At 73.5% G+C, this 18,080-nt stretch carries 17 protein-coding genes; 8 read left to right on the top strand and 9 right to left on the bottom strand.

Features of this window, described 5'->3' with window-relative positions; translation table 11 throughout:
* The first annotated feature begins 215 nt into the window (after window positions 1–215).
* The gene (locus G4G93_RS11640; protein WP_165084361.1) at window positions 216–1,607 is read left to right on the top strand and encodes a GDSL-type esterase/lipase family protein; all 1,392 of its coding nucleotides are present in this window, start codon (window positions 216–218) and stop codon (window positions 1,605–1,607) included.
* A gap of 115 nt (window positions 1,608–1,722) precedes the next feature.
* On the opposite strand, the gene G4G93_RS11635 is transcribed toward G4G93_RS11640, so the two are convergent.
* From G4G93_RS11635 to G4G93_RS11625, 3 genes are all read right to left on the bottom strand, one after another.
* Window positions 1,723–2,178, bottom strand: coding sequence for a type II toxin-antitoxin system RatA family toxin (locus G4G93_RS11635; protein WP_099952508.1), 456 nt, complete (start codon window positions 2,176–2,178; stop codon window positions 1,723–1,725).
* 4 nt (window positions 2,179–2,182) lie between these two features.
* Window positions 2,183–3,145: a lipoyl synthase gene (lipA, locus tag G4G93_RS11630; protein WP_165084359.1), complete on the bottom strand. Its 963-nt coding sequence runs from the start codon at window positions 3,143–3,145 to the stop codon at window positions 2,183–2,185.
* Between the two features lie 239 nt (window positions 3,146–3,384).
* Window positions 3,385–3,672 (bottom strand): GlsB/YeaQ/YmgE family stress response membrane protein, encoded by a 288-nt coding sequence (locus tag G4G93_RS11625; protein ID WP_165084357.1) that lies wholly within the window; start codon window positions 3,670–3,672, stop codon window positions 3,385–3,387.
* A 223-nt stretch (window positions 3,673–3,895) separates the two neighbouring features.
* Here G4G93_RS11625 and G4G93_RS11620 point away from each other — a divergent pair, with 223 nt between their 5' ends.
* A complete protein-coding gene (locus G4G93_RS11620) occupies window positions 3,896–4,336 on the top strand; it encodes a PRC-barrel domain-containing protein (protein WP_165084355.1) in 441 nt (146 codons plus the stop codon).
* A gap of 201 nt (window positions 4,337–4,537) precedes the next feature.
* Here G4G93_RS11620 and G4G93_RS11615 read toward each other — a convergent pair whose 3' ends face one another.
* The 4 genes from G4G93_RS11615 to G4G93_RS11600 form a co-directional block, all read right to left on the bottom strand.
* Window positions 4,538–4,864 carry a lipid-A-disaccharide synthase N-terminal domain-containing protein gene (locus G4G93_RS11615; protein ID WP_165084353.1) on the bottom strand — a complete coding sequence of 109 codons (327 nt, stop codon included), beginning with the start codon at window positions 4,862–4,864 and terminating at the stop codon, window positions 4,538–4,540.
* 4 nt (window positions 4,865–4,868) lie between these two features.
* Window positions 4,869–5,615, bottom strand: coding sequence for a glycosyltransferase family 2 protein (locus G4G93_RS11610; protein ID WP_165084351.1), 747 nt, complete (start codon window positions 5,613–5,615; stop codon window positions 4,869–4,871).
* A gap of 26 nt (window positions 5,616–5,641) precedes the next feature.
* Window positions 5,642–7,372: a glycosyltransferase family 39 protein gene (locus tag G4G93_RS11605; RefSeq protein WP_165084349.1), complete on the bottom strand. Its 1,731-nt coding sequence runs from the start codon at window positions 7,370–7,372 to the stop codon at window positions 5,642–5,644.
* A gap of 259 nt (window positions 7,373–7,631) precedes the next feature.
* Window positions 7,632–8,021, bottom strand: a complete 390-nt coding sequence (locus tag G4G93_RS11600) for a hypothetical protein (RefSeq protein WP_165084347.1) — start codon at window positions 8,019–8,021, stop codon at window positions 7,632–7,634.
* 225 nt (window positions 8,022–8,246) lie between these two features.
* Here G4G93_RS11600 and G4G93_RS11595 point away from each other — a divergent pair, with 225 nt between their 5' ends.
* The 3 genes from G4G93_RS11595 to G4G93_RS11585 all read left to right on the top strand — a co-directional run bounded on the left by G4G93_RS11595 (window position 8,247) and on the right by G4G93_RS11585 (window position 12,224).
* Complete coding sequence (locus tag G4G93_RS11595; RefSeq protein WP_165084345.1) at window positions 8,247–9,317, top strand: ABC transporter ATP-binding protein; 1,071 nt, start codon at window positions 8,247–8,249, stop codon at window positions 9,315–9,317.
* 111 nt (window positions 9,318–9,428) lie between these two features.
* Window positions 9,429–10,442 carry an extracellular solute-binding protein gene (locus G4G93_RS11590; protein ID WP_395413822.1) on the top strand — a complete coding sequence of 338 codons (1,014 nt, stop codon included), beginning with the start codon at window positions 9,429–9,431 and terminating at the stop codon, window positions 10,440–10,442.
* 120 nt (window positions 10,443–10,562) lie between these two features.
* Window positions 10,563–12,224, top strand: a complete 1,662-nt coding sequence (locus G4G93_RS11585; RefSeq protein WP_206289724.1) for an ABC transporter permease — start codon at window positions 10,563–10,565, stop codon at window positions 12,222–12,224.
* Window positions 12,225–12,394: 170 nt separating this feature from the next.
* On the opposite strand, the gene G4G93_RS11580 is transcribed toward G4G93_RS11585, so the two are convergent.
* Window positions 12,395–13,819 carry a PHB depolymerase family esterase gene (locus tag G4G93_RS11580; RefSeq protein WP_246736707.1) on the bottom strand — a complete coding sequence of 475 codons (1,425 nt, stop codon included), beginning with the start codon at window positions 13,817–13,819 and terminating at the stop codon, window positions 12,395–12,397.
* A gap of 26 nt (window positions 13,820–13,845) precedes the next feature.
* Complete coding sequence (locus G4G93_RS11575) at window positions 13,846–14,265, bottom strand: CopG family transcriptional regulator (RefSeq protein WP_165084339.1); 420 nt, start codon at window positions 14,263–14,265, stop codon at window positions 13,846–13,848.
* 224 nt (window positions 14,266–14,489) lie between these two features.
* On the opposite strand from G4G93_RS11575, the gene G4G93_RS11570 reads away from it, so the two are divergent.
* The 3 genes from G4G93_RS11570 to trpS all read left to right on the top strand — a co-directional run bounded on the left by G4G93_RS11570 (window position 14,490) and on the right by trpS (window position 17,948).
* Entirely contained in the window at window positions 14,490–15,815 is a 1,326-nt protein-coding gene (locus tag G4G93_RS11570; RefSeq protein ID WP_165084337.1) for an adenylate/guanylate cyclase domain-containing protein, read from the top strand.
* 11 nt (window positions 15,816–15,826) lie between these two features.
* Window positions 15,827–16,747 (top strand): amidoligase family protein, encoded by a 921-nt coding sequence (locus G4G93_RS11565; RefSeq protein ID WP_165084335.1) that lies wholly within the window; start codon window positions 15,827–15,829, stop codon window positions 16,745–16,747.
* A gap of 196 nt (window positions 16,748–16,943) precedes the next feature.
* A complete protein-coding gene (gene trpS / locus G4G93_RS11560) occupies window positions 16,944–17,948 on the top strand; it encodes a tryptophan--tRNA ligase (RefSeq protein ID WP_165084333.1) in 1,005 nt (334 codons plus the stop codon).
* Window positions 17,949–18,080 lie beyond the last annotated feature (132 nt).

Raw genomic sequence — 18,080 nt, 5'->3', positions numbered from 1 at the left:
GCGGAACGAACGGAGCCGCGGCCGACCGCCGAACGATCTGCAGCGGCATCGGACCCTCGCGAAGTAGCCCGACGATAGGCTCGGGGGCCCGCTCCCGGCGTGCTCCAGCGCACATGGCATGAGCAGGCGCTGGCGATTTTCCGGCCGACATGCTCTCCCTGTCGGCAAGGGGCGCGACGACAGCGCCCATGGAACTTGCGGTGGGAGGATTTGCGATGCGCTGGCGCGATGCGGCCGTGGCCGCTCTCTGTCTCGGGATCCTCTGCGCCGCGCCGGTTCGGGCGCAGGAAACCCGGGCGCAGGAAACCCGGGCGCAGGAAACTCGGGCGCAGGAAACCCAGGCGCAAGGCACGCCGCGATGGGCGACCGCCTGGGCCGGCTCGGCCCAGGGCCCCTACCCGGTCGGCAACCCCTCGGCCCAGCCCGACCAGAGCTTCGCTTTCCCCGATCCGGCCGAGGGCGCCCGCGACCAGACCCTGCGGCTGGTCCTGCGGCCGGACGTGTGGGGCCGCGAGGCCCGCCTGCGGATCTCCAACGCCTTCGGCACCCGGGCCCTCACCCTCGACGGCGTCCATGCCGGGCTGCAGCTCGGCGGCGCGGCCCTGGTGCCGGGGACGAACCGCCCGGTGCTGTTTTCCGGCCGCGACCGGGTCACGGTTCCGCCCGGGGGCGAGGTCTGGTCCGACCCGGTCGCCCTGCCGTTCGCGGCCGATCCGGAGGCGCCGCTGCTGGCCGGGCGCAAGCTCGCGGTCTCGCTCCACGTCGTGGGGTCGAGCGGACCGATGACCTGGCACGCCAAGGCGCTCCAGACCTCCTACGTCACGGCACCCGGCGCCGGCGCGCACGGGGCGGACGAGGGCGAGGCCGCCTTCCCGTTCTCTACCGCCTCGTGGTTCTTCCTCGACGCCGTCGACATGGCGGTGGGGGCGCCCACCCCGGTCGTGGTCGCCTTCGGCGATTCGATCACCGACGGCACCGCCTCGACGATGAACGGCGACGATCGTTGGCCCGACGTGCTGTCGCGCCGGCTGCACGCGCGGTTCGGCAACCGGGTGTCCGTCGTCAATGCCGGCATCGGCGGCAACCAGGTGGTCGGCCCGGCTTCCTACGGCCCGCAGAAGCCCTTTCCGGGCGGACCCTCGGCCCTCTCCCGGCTCGACCGCGACGTGATCGGGCTGTCGGGCGTGGCCAGCGTGATCTGGCTCGAGGGCATCAACGATTTCAGCCGCAACGGCGAGGCCAGCCTTCAGGCGGTGCAGGACGGGATGCGCGAGGGCGTCGCCCGCCTGCGCGCCCGCATCCCGGGCGTGCGGGTGGTCGGCGCCACCCTCACCTCGGCCAAGGGCAGTTCCAGCCCCGCCCACGGCCATCCCGAGCAGGACGAGAAGCGCCGCGGGCTCAACGCTTTCCTGCGGGATTCCGGCGTGTTCGACGGCGTGGTCGATTTCGACGCCGCCACCCTCGACCCGGCGACCGGGTCTTTACGCCCCGAGATGGTCCCGGAGAGCACCACCGGCGGCAAGGGCGACCGGCTGCACCCGAACCGGGCGGGCTACGTGGCGATGGGGAGCGGGATCGATCTCGGGGTGGTGCTCAAGGGGCGGTAGGCGGCGCGGTCGTCCCGACGCACGCAGACCCGTCCACCCCACGGGGTTCATCCCGGGGCCGCGCAGCGGGGCCCGGGATGACGATGGAGGGTGGAGGCTCGGTCGGAGCGAGGTCTCACGCCCGCGCGTACAACCGATCCGCCCGGCTCTCGAACGCATCCGTGAACTTGCGGAACGCCCGGTCGAACATCTTGCCCATGAGCAGGCCGAGCGCCAGGCTCTTGAACTCGTAGGTGATGAAGAACTCGACCGTGCAGCCGCCGTTCGGGGCCTCGCGAAACGTCCAGCGGTTCTCCAGGTGCCGGAACGGGCCGTCGATGTATTCGGCCAGGATCTTCAGGTTCGGGCGGTCGAGGCGGACCCGGGTGGTGAAGTGCTCCGAGATCGCCTTGTAGCCGACGCCCATGTCGGCCACGAGGGTCTCGGTGCCGTCCTCGCCCTCCTGCCGGCGCAGCACCCGCAGGGAGTCGCAGAGCGGCAGGAATTCGGGGTAGCGCTCGACATCGGCGACGAGGTCGAACATCTCCGTCGCGCTGTGGCGGACGGTGCGGGTGGTGCGGAAGCTCGGCATCGGGTCAGACGGTCCCCAGCCGGTCGAGCCGGGCCTGCTTGAGCCGGGCGAAATCCTCGCCGGCATGGTGGGAGGAGCGGGTGAGCGGCGTCGCCGAGACGAGCAGGAAGCCCTTGGCGTAGGCCGTGGTCTCGTAGGCATTGAACGCGTCCGGCGTCACGAAGGACAGGACCGGGTGGTGCTTCTTCGTCGGCTGCAGGTACTGGCCGATGGTCAGGAAGTCGACCTCGGCCGAGCGCAGGTCGTCCATCAGCTGGAGCACCTCGTTGCGCTCCTCGCCGAGTCCCACCATGATCCCCGACTTGGTGAAGATGGTGGGATCGAGTTCCTTGACCCGCTGCAGCAGGCGGATCGAGTGGAAGTAGCGGGCGCCGGGGCGGACCGTCAGGTATTTCGACGGCACGGTCTCGAGATTGTGGTTGAACACGTCGGGGCGCGCCGCGACCACGATTTCCAGGGCGCCGTCCTTGCGCAGGAAGTCGGGGGTCAGGATCTCGACGGTGGTGGTGGGGCTCAGGCGCCGGATCGCGCCGATCACCGCCGCGAAATGCGCCGCACCGCCGTCCTTGAGGTCGTCGCGGTCGACCGAGGTGATGACGACGTGGTGCAGGCCGAGCTTGGCCACGGCTTCCGCCACCCGCTCGGGCTCGGCCGCGTCGAGGGCGTCCGGCATCCCGGTGCGCACGTTGCAGAACGCGCAGGCCCGGGTGCAGGTGTCCCCCATGATCATGAAGGTGGCGTGCTTCTTCTCCCAGCACTCGCCGATATTGGGGCAGCCCGCCTCCTCGCACACCGTCACGAGCTTGTTCTCGCGCACGATGGCGTTGGTCTCGGCCCATTTCGGTGAGCCCGGCGCCTTGACGCGGATCCAGTCCGGCTTGCGCAGGATCGGCTGGTCGGGCCGGTGCGCCTTCTCCGGGTGGCGGGGGCGCTGGTCGTTGCGCAGGAGATCGAGGACGACGGCCATGGAATCCGGGGCGGCAAGGGGTTTCGAGACGAAGACGCGTCCGCGAACCCCTCGCGGCGCGAGGATGACTTAAGATGTCCGGGCCGCCGGGGCAAATGGGGCGTGACGCGCCGCCGCGCGGCGCGTCAGACATGGCTGTCGTCGCGGGACCGCGCGGGCGTCCGGCACAGGCGTGCCGGCGCCCGTCCGGGCTTGCCTTCGCAAGACGGTGCGGTGTCCGGCGCGTCGGCGGACGACGGTCAGTAGCGCCGCTCGCCCCGGACCGCCCGCACCACCGTGATGATGATGACCGCCCCGATGGTGGCGGAGATCAGGTTGCGCCAGAACCCGAAGATCGGGATGTGGAACTGGGCCGCCAGGAAGTTGCCGACCACGCCGCCGATGATGCCGAGCACGATGTTGCCGAGCAGGCCCATGCTCGAATTCATGAAGCGCTCCGCCAGCCAGCCCGCCAGCGCCCCGATGACGATGGCCATCAGGAGGCCGACGCCCGGCTGTCCGAGCGCCCCGTACACGTGACCGTCCATGGTGTTCCCCTGTCTCGCCGCCCGTCGCGGCTCGGCTCCTAGATGGGGCAGGCGTGGCCGCGTTGCACCAGGCCGGGGCCGATCGGCCGCCGAAATGCCCGACGCCGGAAAATGCATGACGCGGTGCAATACATGCCGTTGGGGAACCTCGGCGGTTCAGGCCCGTTCTGCGGAAGGCCCGCGCCGCCCCACGGGCGCCGGCCTCCTCGGAGAGCTCGAACCCATGACGCTGAAGACCGCCCTCGCGACGACCGCCCTCGTGCTCGCCACCGGGTCGATCCTGTCCCTGCCCGCCCTGGCCCAGACCGCGACGCAGCAGACCGCGACCGGCGCGACGACCCAGCCGGCCAAGACCGCCACGGTGCAGTTCGTCACCGTTCAGCCCAATGCGGCGGTGACCTCGCGCATCCTCGGCACCAAGGTGACCAACACCCAGAACGAGTCGATCGGCGACATCGCCGACCTCGTCATCGTCGACGGCAAGACCGTGCAGGCGGTGATCCTCGGCGTCGGCGGCTTCCTCGGCATCGGCGAGCGCTACGTCGCGGTCAGTCCCGACAGCGTCGTCCTAACCCGGGACGGCGACGGCTGGAAGGCGACCGTGAATGCCACCAAGGACGACCTCAACAAGGCCCCGGCCTTCGACTACAAGCGGAAGAGCTGATCGACGGGAGCAGCGCCCGATCGCCGTACCGTCGAACGCTGCTCCCGGTCTTCGATGGTGCCGCATCGTCTGCGCCGAACCGGTATCCGCTTCGTCGCGGACGATGCTCTCGGGCACCCCGGCCTGCCGGGGGTGCCTCTCGTCTTTCCACCCTGGCCTGCCGGGGTGCCTCTCGTCTCTCCGCTCCGGCCCGGCTGCCCGTTACGCGCGCGTGTTCCGCCGCTCGCGGAACACCAGGGCGAGGTTGCGCAGGTAGATCACCGTGCCGAGGCTCTGGCCGAGGATGAAGACCGGGTCGCGGCGGTAGAGCGCGTAGCCGAGCAGTACCGCCGAGCCGCCGAGCGACAGGAACCAGAACGAGAGCGGGATCACGCTGCGCCCCGCCCGCTCGCTGGCGATCCACTGCACCAGGAAGCGGGCGGTGAACAGGCCCTGGCCGACGAGGCCGACCAGCAGCACGAGGTCGAGGGGGCCGGTGAACAGCGACCAGAAATAGGCGCTGAGCCCGTGCATGATGTCGGCGACCATCGGTCTACTCCGTCCCGCCCCGCTCGACCTGCGGCACCCGGCGCCGGCGGCGGATCAGCCACCACACCCCGGCGAGGTCGAGGATGCCGACCCAGAGCCGGTCGAACAGGCCGTAATTCGAGTGCCCGGTGAGCCGCGGCCGGTCGACCACGTCGCCGTGGACGACCCCGAATCCCTCGCGGGCGACGAGGGCCGGCATGAAGCGGTGCAGCGCGTCGAAATACGGCAGGCGCAGGTACACCGCCCGGCGGAAGACCTTGAGGCCGCAGCCGGTATCCCGCGTGGCGTCCTTGAGGATGCGGCCGCGCACCCCGTTGGCGATGCGCGACTGGATCATCTTGCGCCGCCCGTCCTTGCGGCCGACCCGCTGGCCCTGGGCCAGCCCCGCCCCCGGGCCCGCCGCGACGAGGGCGGCCGCCAGCGCCGGGATGAAGGCCGGGTCGTTCTGGCCGTCGCCGTCGAGGGTCGCAACCAGCTCGCCGCGGGCCGCCAGAACCCCGGTGCGGACCGCCGCGCTCTGGCCGCAGCTCTCGCGGTGGCGCAGCACCCGCAATTCCGGATGGCGCGCCCCGGCCTCGGCCAGCACGGCCGGGGTGGCGTCGGTCGAGCCGTCGTCGACGTAGAGGATCTCGAACGGGCGCAACGGCGCGCAGGCCGTCGCGATCTCGGCGAGGAGGGGCGCGATGTTGCCGGCCTCGTTCTTCACCGGCACCACGACGCTGAGGCGGATCGCCTCCTGATCCGATGTCACGTGCGCGCTCTCGGGCTGGATCTGGGTCACGGCGTCACCGCATAGGCCGACAGGCCGACCGGCTTGCCGCCGTTGATGTTGAAGCCGGTCACGCGGCCGATCTGTCGCGGTGGGGCGCCGGCCCCGGCGGCGCCGGCCTCGGCGGCCGCGAAGGCCTTGGCGAAGCGGTCCTCGACATAGACGAGGCGGCAGCCGCCTCGCGCCAGGAACGCCGCGGCCTCCTCGGCGGAATCGAGCATCGCGAGGTCGGTGCCGATCAGGAAGACCAGGCTCGGCTCACGGTAGCCGAGGGTCGCGACCTTGCGATTCGGGCAGGGCAGCGCGTCGCGGAGGGCGGCGAGCCGCGGCGAGACCTTGAGGGCGGCGAGCGCCGGCTGGGTCAGCCCGAACACCGCCGGCCCGAGCAGCGCGCCGGCCAGCACCGCGACGGCGAGGGCGCGCTCGGGGAAGCCGTCCACGAAGGCGCGCCAGGCCAGGAACGCCACCGCGCACGCAGCGAGAAGCAGCGGCAGGCCGGCCCACGGAATCACCCCGTCGAGGCGCCAGGTGGCGATGCAGAGGCCGACCGTGAGGCCGGCGGGGATGAACGGCACCAGCAAAGCCACCCACCGCGCCCCCGGCCGGTCGCGGTGCACCGCCCCGCGGGCGACCGCCGTCACGGCGAGGATCGCCAGGGCGGAGCAGAGCGGCAGCACGTAATGCGGCAGCTTGGTCGGCACCGCCTCGAAGACCAGCCAGGACGGCAGCACCCAGGCGATCAGGAAGGCGATCCCGTCCTCGCGGCGGTTGGCCCAGGCGAAGGGGATCGCCATCGCGGCGAAGGCCGCCGCCGGCCAGAAGGTGGCGAAGATCACGAGGAGGTAGGTGCCGGGCGGGGCCCAGTGCTGGGTTTGGGCGGTGCCGACCTTGCCGAGCATGTCGTGGCCGACCGCCTCGCCGTAGAAGGCGCCGCCGCTCTTCAGCGTGATGGCGACGAACCAGGGCGCGACGAGGACCAGCACCAGGACGAGGCCGAGGCCCGGCCGCAGCGCCCTCAGCCAGGCGCCGGAGCGCGCGAAGACGGACAGGCACAGGGCCGCGAGGCCGGCGAACATCGGCACCATCGGCCCCTTGACCAGGATGCCGAGCGCCACCGCGAGCCAGAATGCCAGGACCGTACCGGTCGGCAGGCGGGTTTGCGCGGCGCGGGTGAGCCAGGCCCGGGCGAGCCCCCCCATGGCGGCGACCGCGCAGGCGGTGAGCAGCGCGTCGGTCTTGGCGAGCCGCGCCTCGGCCGACAGCATGACGCTCGCCCCGACGAGCGCCGCGGCCAGGAAGGCCTGGCGCCGCGGCAGGAAGGCGAGCGCGGCCCAGTAGCCGAGCAGCACCGTGGCGACGGCGCCGAGGAGCGAGGGGATGCGGTAGAGCCAGATCGCCGTGCGGGCGCCCGGCACGCCGAGCGCCTCGCCGGCGGCGACGACTGCGCTCTGGGCCCAGTAGATGCCGACCGGCTTCTTGTGCCGGGCCTCGCCCTGGAAGCGGATATCGACGAGGTCGCCCGATTCGAGCATCTGCTTCGAGGCCTGGGCGAAGCGCGGCTCGTCCCGGTCCATCGGCTGGAGCGAGGAAAAGCCCGGCAGGAAGCAGGCCAGCGACAGCACGACGAGCAGCGCGCAGGCCGCCCCGTGGCTGCGCGACCCGAGATCGAGGAGGCGCTCCGCGAGGGATCCCACGGAGGCGGCGCGGCCGGGGCGGCGCCCGGCGGCAAGGCTCGTCAATGCACTGCTCCGAACCGGGAATCCCGACGCCCGCGGCGCCGGCCGGGCCGCCCGACCGGCGCCGGTCGCGGCGGGCGCCCGTGTCGGTGATCCGGGTCGGAAAGTCAATTTTTGCCGGGTGGGCGGAGCCGGACGACGTCGAACCGGAGGGCTCGGGGCCGCGCTTCCCGGTCGCGCGGTCGTCGCTCTCGACGCGGTTGGCGTCAGGCGCCCCGTGCGGGCCGGAGCGGTGCGCGTATGGCGCGCGCGTCAGGCGTCCTCACGCCATCTCGAACAGGAACCCGTCCCGGGCGGGAATCGGCACCGACAGGCTCACCCCGCGCGAGGCCCGCGACAGGCGCCAGGGGCGGTCGCGGCCGGCGCGGATCGCCTCGGACGGGCGCAGGCGGCGGCTGGCGCCGTCCTCGCCGACCTCGTCGATGGTCAGGAAGCCGTAGACCAGCAGGCGCGAGGCGAGGAGCTTGGTCTCGCGGTCCCCGGCCGCCACCGGCAGGGTGCCGGCCTCGTAGACCGTGTCCATCAGGCTGCGCTGGTCGCGCCGCGCGGCGGCGATCCGGGGGCTCGGGGCCAGTTCGTGATCCACCGGCGCGGCCCGCTCCTTGCGCCGGAACGCCACCACCGTTCCGCTCTCGCCCGACAGGTTACGCATACGCCCGATACCCTTCACGACCGCGCCGCCGGCGCTCGAAGGCCGCGGCGATGCAGAGGATTCGACGAATCGGCTTAACGCCCGATTGACCCTGGCGCGGCGCTTCCCGTGCCGGATCGGTGCAGGGCCCCACCCTCGCGTGCCTGCCTTCACCTGCCTGCCCTCGCCCGTGGCATCCGGCCCGTGTATGAGCGCCCTGCGTCCCGACCCAGCGAGGATCCCCGCATGACCGATCCGGCCCCGTCCCGCCCGGCGCCCGCCCTGGCGGTGGAGGACGTGGCTTGCCGCTTCGGCCGGGTGCAGGCGCTCGCCGGCGTCTCGCTCACCGTGCGGCCCGGCGAGGTGATGGCGCTCTTAGGCGATTCCGGCTGCGGCAAGAGCACGCTGCTGCGGGTGGTGGCGGGGCTGGAGACGCCGGATTCCGGCATCGTGCGGCTCGACGGGCGCCTCGTCGCCGGCGAGGGCACGGTCGTGCCGCCGGAGGCGCGCGGCGTCGGGCTGATGTTCCAGGACTACGCCCTGTTTCCCCACCTCACGGTGCGCGAGAACATCCGCTTCGGACTCAAGGGCCAGCCGCCGGCCGCCCGCGAGGCCGCCGACGAGCTGCTGGAGCAGGTCGGCCTCGCCGGCCATGCCGGCAGCTATCCCCAGACCCTGTCGGGCGGCGAGCAGCAGCGCGTCGCGCTCGTGCGGGCGCTGGCGCCGGGACCGCGGCTCCTCCTCCTCGACGAGCCGTTCTCCAACCTCGACCGGCGAATGCGCGACCGGGTGCGGGAGGACACCGTGGCGCTCCTGCGCCGCACCGGCACCACCGCCCTGATGGTGACGCACGATCCCGAGGAGGCCCTGGCGGTGGCGACCCGCATCGCGCTCATGCGCCGCGGCCGCATCGTCCAGGTCGCCACCGGCGAGGCCCTGTACCGCCGCCCCGAGAGCCTGTTCGCCGCCCGCTTCCTCGCCGACGCGGCCGAGATCCCGGCCCGCATCCGCGACGGCCGGGCCGGGACGCCGCTCGGCGCGGTGCCCGCACCCCACCTGCCCGAGGGCGCCCCGGTGCGGGTCTGCCTGCGGCCCGAGGCCCTGCGGGTCGGCCCCCCGGGCGAGGGCATCGCGGCGCAGGTCGCGCGCCGCACCTTCCTGGGGGCGGCGAGCGTGCTGCATCTCGGGGTGCCGGGCGTCGAGGGGAGCGTGCGCGCCCGCCTGCCGGGCCCGGGGACCTACGGCCCGGGCGACGCCGTCGGGGTGACGCTGGTGCCGGACGCCGTGCTGGTCCTGCCCGACGAGGAGGCGGCCTGACCGGTAGACTTGCCCGGCCTTACATTGAAACAATGAAAATCTAGCGCGCTTGCTTTCGTTTCGGGTTTGCTTCTCAAGGAGGCACCATTCTCGGGAGACGCCCCCTTGTCCCTGTCACGCACCGCGCTCAGCGTCCTCGGTCTCCTCGCCCTCGCGGCTCCCGCCAGAGCCGAGGGCGAGGTGAACCTCTACACCACCCGCGAGCCCGGCCTGATCCGCCCGCTCCTCGACGCCTTCACGAAGGCGAGCGGCGTGAAGGTCAACACGGTGTTCGTCGACAAGGGCCTGGCCGAGCGCGTCGCCGCCGAGGGCGCCCGCTCCGCCGCCGACGTCGTGATGACGGTCGATATCGGCAACCTGATCGAGCTCGTCGACCGCGACCTCGCCCAGCCGGTCCGCTCGCCCGTCCTCGAGGCGGCGATTCCCGCGACTCTGCGCGACTCCGAGGGGCGCTGGTTCGCCCTCTCGACCCGCGCCCGGGTGGCCTATGCCGATCCCGACCTGCGCGACCTCGCCGGGCTGACCTACGAGGACCTGGCCGACCCGAAATGGAAGGGCAAGGTCTGCCTGCGCTCCGGCCAGCACCCCTACAACACCGCGCTGATCGCCGCCTACCTGATCAAGCACGGCGAGGCGAAGACCGAGGCCTGGCTGCGCGGCGTGAAGGACAACCTCGCCCGCAAGGCCGCCGGCGGCGACCGCGACGTCGCCCGCGACATCGTCGCCGACCTCTGCGACGTGGGCCTGGGCAATTCCTACTATGTCGGCCTGATGCGCAGCGGCCGCGGCGGGCCCGAGCAGAAGAAATGGGGCGAGGGCATCCAGGTGGTGCTGCCGACGTTCCAGGGCGGCGGCACCCACGTCAACGTCTCGGGCGCGGTGGTGGCGAAGTCCGCCCCGAACCGCGACAATGCCGTCAAGCTGCTCGAATACCTCGTCTCCGACGACGCTCAAGGCCTCTACGCCAAGGCCGATTACGAGTACCCGGTGAAGCCCGGCGTCGCAGCCGACCCGCTGCTCGCGGCGCTCGGCCCGCTCAAGGTCGACACCACCTCGCTCGTCGAGATCGCCCGCAACCGCAAGGCGGCGAGCCTGCTCGTCGACAAGGTCGGGTTCGACCGGTAAGGCCTCCGGCCCCGCCCGACGCGGGGCCGTCCCTTGATCCAGAGACCGGAGCGGGCGAGCGACGTGGAGGGAAGAGCTTTCGTGCCGTCGGGCCCGCCGGCGGTCGCGCGCCGGGGCGCCCTGCCCCGTCCCGCTCCGGTCGTCCGATCGCCGGGGCCCCGGCTCTCGGCCTGGAGCCTCGCCGCCGGGCTCGTCGCCCTGCTGGTCCTCGCGCCGGTCGCGGCGCTCGCCGTCGAGGCGCTGCAGGGCTCGGGCGGGCTGTGGCCCCACCTCCTCGCCCACGTCCTGCCGCCGGCTCTGCGCGAGACCGCCCTGCTCCTCGCCGGGGTCGGGGTCGTCGTCGTCCTGGTCGGCACCGGGGCGGCCTGGCTCGTCGCGGCCTACGAGTTCCCAGGGAGGCGCTGGCTCGACTGGGCGCTGCTGCTGCCGCTGTCCGTCCCGACCTACATCGCGGCCTACGCCTATCTCGACCTGCTGCACCCGGTCGGCCCGGTCCAGGGCGCGGTCCGCGCCGTGCTCGGCTATGCCCGTCCGCGCGACCTGATCCTGCCGGACCTGCGCTCGTTGCCCGGCTGCATCCTGCTCCTCGGCTTCGTGCTCTACCCCTACGTCTACCTGCCGACCCGGGCGCTGTTCCTGATGCAGTCGGCGACGCTGGTCGAGGCCGGGCGCAGCCTCGGGGCCGGGCCGGGGGCGGTGTTCCTGCGGGTCGCCCTGCCGCTCGCCCGCCCGGCCATCGCCCTCGGCGCCAGCCTGGCGCTCCTGGAGGCGCTCAACGACATCGGCGCCGCGGAATTCCTGGGCGTTCGCACCCTCACGGTCTCGATCTACGACACCTGGGTCAACCGCTCCGACTTGCCGGGCGCCGCCGGGCTCGCCCTCGTGATGCTCGCCGCCTGCCTCGGCCTGATCGCGGTCGAGCGCCGGGCCCGGCGCGGGCGCGGCTATGCCGGGGCGGCGCAGCGTCCGCGGCGGATGAGCCGCACGCCTCTCGCCGGCCCGGCGGCGCTCGCGGCCCTGGCCCTGGGCCTCGTGCCGGTCGCACTCGGCTTCCTGGCGCCGGCGAGCTACCTGGCGGTCGAGGCGGGCAAGCGGCTGCACTTCGCCGGCCTGTCCGGGGCGATCCTGTCCGAGGGCCTCAACACCCTGCTCTATGCCGGCATGGCGACGGTGATCGCCACCGCCCTCGGCCTTCTGGTGGCGGCCGGCCCGCGGCTCCTCGGCGGCCGCTGGCGCGGCCTGCTCCTGCGCTGCGCCACCTTCGGCTACGCGGTGCCGGGCGCGATCCTGGCGATCGGCCTGCTGCCGCCGCTCGCTGCCCTCGACGGCCTGCTCGACGGCCTGAGCCGGGCGCTCGCCGGCCCGCCCCTCGCGGCGATGGGCCTCGGCACCGGGGCGGCCCTCGTCTACGCCTACGTGGTGCGCTTCCTCGCCGTCACGGCGGGCAGCAGCGAGGCGGGGCTCGCCCGGGTGCCGCGCTCGCTCGGCGACGCCGCCCGGGTGCTCGGCCGCGGCCCGGCCGGTGCCCTGGCGCAGGTCCACCTGCCGCTGACCTGGCCGGCCCTGCTCGGCGGCGCGCTCCTGGTCTTCGTCGATTGCGTCAAGGAACTGCCCGCGACCCTGATCCTGCGCCCGCTCAACGTCGAGACCCTGGCGACCCATCTCTACGGCGAGGCCGCCCGCGGCACCTACGAGGACGGCGCGGTCGCCGCCCTGCTGATCGTCGCGGTCGGGCTCCTGCCGGTGGCCCTGCTGCTCCGGGTCTCGACCCCGAAGGCATAGAGAGGTCGGGTTCGCCCGCCTGTTATAACGTCGAGGTCGCCATCCCCTTTCCCGGACGACTGGGGCGCCAGCGGAAGGCGACCCGGGACAGGGGAGAGGTTGCGAAGGGCCCCGAGGACGGCATGAAAGGGACGCCGAAGGTCGCGATCGACGACCTTCGGCGCGAGCCCTTACCGGGGCTGTTCGGTCCGGGCCTGCGCCAGGAAGAACCGCAGCATCTCGGCGCTGGCATCGGGGCCCCGCGGCTCGGTGTAGGAGCCGTCGGGGCTGCCGCCCGACCAGGCGTGGCCGACCCCGTGCAGCACCCATGTCTCCACGATCCCCCGCCCCGTCGCGTCGGCATGGACGCCGCGGGTATAGGGAATCCCGCCCGGCGACGTCCCCCGCGTCACGGTCTCGGTCAGGCCTCCGCCCGGCATCGCCTGGCCGGCGACGCGCTCGCCGTTGAGCGGATGCACCGTCCGGTCGCCATCGCCGTGGAAGACGATGGTCGGCACGGTCGCGCCGGTCCGCGGCGGGGCCGCTCCGCCCTGGCCCATCGCCGCGAGGGCGGAGGGCAGGTCGCGGGCCGCGCCGCAGGCCAGCCCCGAATGGATCCCGGCCGCCGCGAACACGTCCGGATAGGTCGCGGCCAGGATCGCCGCCGCCGCGCCGCCGGCCGAGAGCCCGGCGACGAAGACTCGGGTGGGATCGGCCCCGAACTCCTCCACCACGGCCCGGGCGATGCCGGCGATCAGCGCCGGCTCGCCGGCGCCGCGGCCCTGGTCGCCGGGCTGGAACCAGTTCCAGCATTTCTGCGCGTTGGCCGCGCGCTCCTGGCGCGGATAGACGACGAGGGCGCCCTCTTTCTCCGCGAGGTCGTTCATCCGCGTGCCGAGGGCGAAATCGTCCGGGTCCTGGGTGCAGCCGTGCAGCATCACCACCACCGGAAGCGTCCGAGGCAGCCCCTCGCCCTGCGGGCCGCGCGGCACGTAGACCTTGTAGGTCAGGCTGCCGGCGGCGCCGGACAGGCGCCGCTCCTCGAACCGGGCGCCTTCCGGCACCGGCACGGGCCGGCGCGGCTTCAGCCCGGCACCCGGAAGGCCTCCCGGGAGGCCGCCGCCCAGGGCTTCTCCCAGGCCCTGGTTCAAGCCTTGGCCCAGATTCTGGCTCAAGCCTTGGAGGCCCTCGCGGAGCTTGCCGGCCAGGCCTGATCCGGCCTCGCGCAGGGTCCGCATCGCCTCGGGCAGATCCGCGAGGCCCGGAGCGGGGAAACCTTGGCCGGGGGAACCTTGGCCGGGGGAACCTTGGCCGGGGGAACCTTGGCCTGGGAGAGCTTGGCTTGGCGAGCCTTGGCGGGAGGAGCCTTGACCCGCGGAGTTCTGCCCCGTCGGCGCCGTCCAGGCCCCGCCGGGCTCGGTGGGCGCCACGAGGTCGATGGCGGGCTCGGAGCCCCGCGGCGACGGCGGGGTCGACGGCGATGCGGGCTCGGGCGCCGAGGCGCGGCCCTGGATCAGCGCCATCGCCTCGGCGAGGCGGCCGGCGCGGGTGAGGCGGGTCACCTCGGCCATATCGACCGAGGGGCCGACTCCGGAAATTCGATCGAACGGATTCATGAGCGTGGTCCTGCGGGAGGGTTGGGTCAGGCGATACGGTCGGCCAGCGCCGCCTTCACGGCGGCGCTGGCATGGAAGGCGCCGAGCACGTGGATCGACGCGATCGCGGCGCGGGCGAGCTCGGGGGTGACGTCGTCGGCGATGCTGGCGAGCCCGAGAACCTGGAGCTTGAGCGGCGTCCCGGCCGCCCGCGCCGCCTCGAGCTCGGCCTTCGTGATGTGGGTCAGGCCGAGGCTGAGCTGGCGCCGCGCCATCGACTGGCGCAGGGCCTCGTCCTGCCGGTCGAGCTGGTTGCGCACCGCCGTGCGGATGAAGTCGGCCCGGTTGGCGTAGAAGCCGTCCCGCACCATCAGGTCGATGCGGCCGAGATCGACGAAGCCGAGATTGACCGTCACCTTCTCGCTGTCCGGCAGCCGCGGCCGTAATTCGTGAACCTTGTCTGCCATCCCGATGCCATCCCCATGCCATCCAACCGGATGGTCTGAAGATGGAGAGGGGAGCCCGCCCGCGCAAGGGGCGGCCTGCGCCGGAACGGAAGCCCCGGCGCCCCGTTCCCCTCGCGGGCACCGGCACCCGCGTCGGGATCCGGGCCATCGGGCGCGCGCTCCGGCGCTGCACGCCCCCCCCGGCCTCGACGCATCCGCCGCCCGCGCGTAAGGCTTGCGCCAGCATGACCACACGACAGCCGAGCCCGCCGGGCAGGACGGCGGCGCCGCGCCCCGCCGAGGAGACTCCTCCGCTGGACAGGCCCCCGCTGGACAGGTCCAACCTGGCCGACGCCCTCGCGGCCGGCACCGCCGTGCGCGTGCTGGCGATGCGGCTGGTGATGCTGGGGGTGCTGGGGGTCTCGGCCTCGCTCAGCGACGGCGTGCTGCATGCCGGCAGCCACTGGTTCATCCTCGGCGGCTACGCCCTGTCCTCGCTCTGGATCGCCGCCACGGTGCGGCGGCGCAACAGCGCCCGGCTCGCCTGGATCGCCACGCTGCTCGATGCAGGCCTCGCCGCCTACATCGTGCTCGAATACATGATGGCCGCGTCCGAGTTCGCCGACGAGCCCGGGACGCTGGCGAGCCGGTTGCCGGCCTTCCTGCTGCTGCTCGAATCCGGCCTGACCCTGCGGCCGCGCCACACCGCGGTCTTCGCCGCCCTGGTCGCCGGGGTGTGGTCCGGCGCGCTGGGCCTCGGCTTCCTGAACCCGCATCTCGGCCTGCCGCCGGCGGGGCCGCAGGTGTTCGGGCTCCTGTCCTTCCTGGTGGCGAGCACCTTCGTGATCGAGGGAGCGTTCCGCCTGCGCCGGGGCTTCGCCGCGATGCTGCGCCTCGAGCACGAGCGCGCCACCCTCGCGCGCTTCGTGCCGGCGGGGATCGACCTCGTGCGCCGCGACGGGCCGACGGCGCTCCAGCCGCGCCATGCCTGCCTGCTCGCCCTCGACATCCGGGGCTTCTCGGCGCTCACCCGGGCCTGGGGCGAGGCCCGGGTGCTGGACTGGCTGCTGGCGGTACGGGCGCTCGCCCACGCGGCGGTCACCCAGCATGGCGGCCTCGTCGACAAGTATGTCGGCGACGGGGTGCTGGCGCAGTTCGTCGACGGCACGCCGGCCGAGCAGGCGGCGGCGGCGCTCGCCTGCGTGCGCGAGATCGAGGCGCGGATGGACCGGATGAACGAGGCCCGCCGGCACCGGGACCTGCCGCCGCTGGCCCTCACCGCCTCCCTGCATGCCGGCGAGGTGCTGGTCGGCGTGCTCGACGACGGGTTGCGGGCCGAGTTCACGGTGCTCGGCCCGGCGATGAACGCCCTCGCCCGGGTCGAGGCCCGGGCCAAGCGGGAGAACCTCTCCGTCGCCGTCTCGAAGCGCGTGATGCGCCTCCTCGGCCCCGCCGCGCCCGCAGGGCACCGCCTGCCGCGTCGGCCCGGCGAGGAAGATTGCCCGGACCTGTTCGGGCTCGAGCCCGTTTCTCTGGCCAAGCCATCGCCTGTCCCGATGGCGGTGTCGTGAGCGGATCCTGCATGACCGAGTTTCTTTCTCCGCCCCGCCCCCTGCGGGCCGACGGGACGCCGCGCCGGGTTGGGGTCGAGATCGAGTTCATCGGTCCCTCGGCCCGGATCGCCGCGGCGGCCCTCGCCGCCGGGCTCGGCGGGCGCGTCGCCGAGGAGGACCCGCACGCCTTCACGGTCGAAGGCTCGTCCCTCGGCGACGTCCGGGTCGAGCTCGACCTGCGCGCCGCCCACCCGCAGCGCCGGGTGGCGGATCCGGACGTGCCGCCCGGCCTGCCGGTCCGCGCCGCCGGCCGCACGCTGGCGGCCCTGCTGAGCCCGGTGGTGCCGCGCGAGGCGATCACCGGCCCCCTCGCCTTCGACCGCCTGCCCGAGATCGACCGGATGGCCGCCCTGCTGAACGGCGCCGGCGGGCGCGGCCGCGGCGCTGTGCTGCTCGGCTCGCTCGGCCTGCACTTCAACGTCGAGCCGCCCGACCTCGAGGCCGACACCCTCGCGGGCCTGCTCAAGGCCTATCTCCGCTCCGAGCCGGCCTTGCGCCGGGCGACCGCCGCCGGCGGCTTCCTCGCCGCCCGCGGGCTGCCGCCGCCCTTCCCCGCGCCCTACGCCGCCAAGGTGCTCGATCCGGCCTACCGCCCCGACCTCGACGCCCTCGCCCGGGATTACCTCTCTGCCAACCCGACCCGCCACCGCGGCCTCGACCTGCTGCCGCTGCTGGCCCACCGCGACGAGGCCGGCGTGCGGGCGGCCCTGCCGCCGGACGAGAAGGTCAGCCCGCGCCCCGTGCTGCATTACCGGATGCCCCAGGCGCATGTGGGCCTGCCGGGCTGGAGCGTGGCGCCGGCCTGGAACCTGTGGGTGGGGGTGGAGGAGATGGCGGAGCGGGGCGCGGCGAGCGGGGCGCGGCAGGCGGCGGGGTCCGGTGCCGCTTGAACCGGGCGGGAGGGTCGCTTAAGCTCCGTGCCGATGACCGACCGCCGCTCCCCCCGCGCGACCCTGTGGTGGCGCTTCCTCTGAGGAAGCGGCCGTCGTCATCTTGTCACGACCGATGCCGCCGTCTGGCGGGCACGGTTGGTCTCCGAGGATCCGGCACTCGTCAGCGCGGCGGCTTTCCCCCGGAGAGCCCCCGATGTCGTCCCGCCCCGTCATCCTCACCGGCGACCGCACCACGGGTCCCCTGCATCTCGGCCATTATGCCGGCTCGCTGCGCAACCGCGTCGCGCTGCAGCACAGCCACCGCCAGACCCTGCTCCTCGCCGACGCGCAGGCGCTGACCGACAACGCCCACGACCCGGCCCGCATCGCCCGCAACGTGATCGCGGTCGCGACCGACTATCTGGCGGTCGGCATCGATCCGGCCGTCACCACGATCTGCGTGCAATCCGCCCTGCCGGCTCTGGCCGAGCTGACCCTGCTCTACCTGAACTTCGTCACGGTGGCGCGGTTGGAGCGCAACCCGACGATCAAGGACGAGATCCAGGCCCGCGGCTTCGGCCGCGACATCCCGGCGGGCTTCCTGTGCTACCCGGCGGCCCAGGCGGCCGACATCACGGCGTTCCGGGCGACCCTGGTGCCGGTGGGCGAGGACCAGGCCCCCCTGATCGAGCAGACCAACGAGATCGTCCGCCGCCTCAACCGTCAGGTCGGTCGCGAGATCCTGCCCGAGGCGCGGGCGCTGATCCCGGAGGTGGGGCGGCTGCCCGGTGTCGACGGACGGGCCAAGATGAGCAAGTCGGGCGGCAACGCGCTGCCGCTCTCGGCTTCGGATGCCGAGATCGCGGCGGCGGTGCAGCGGATGTACACCGATCCCGGCCATCTGCGCGCCAGCGACCCGGGCCGGGTCGAGGGCAACGTGGTCTTCACCTATCTGGACGCCTTCGACCCCGATCCGGAGGCGGTCGCCTCGCTCAAGGCCCATTACCGCCGCGGCGGCCTCGGCGATTCCGCGCTCAAAGGCCGCCTCACGGGCGTGCTCTGCGACCTTCTCGGGCCGATCCGCGAGCGCCGGGCCGAGATCGCCCGCGATCCCGACCACGTCGCCGACGTGCTGCGTACCGGCACGGCGCGGGCGAAGGCGCTGACCGCGGAGACCCTGGGCGCGGTGCAGGACGCCCTGGGGCTGTTCCGGTTCTGAGAGGCGGTTTCGCCTCGCTCGGTGGTTTCCGCCCTCCGCGTCGTCCCGGGCTCCGCTGCGCGGCCTCGGGATGACCAGGAGGATGTGACGGCTTGGAAGAAGCACCCGGTCCCTCCCATGCGTGCCTGCAAG

The organism is Methylobacterium sp. DB0501 (genome assembly GCF_011043735.1).
GTDB lineage: Bacteria > Pseudomonadota > Alphaproteobacteria > Rhizobiales > Beijerinckiaceae > Methylobacterium > Methylobacterium alsaeris.
This window is presented reverse-complemented; position numbering and strand designations above follow the sequence as displayed.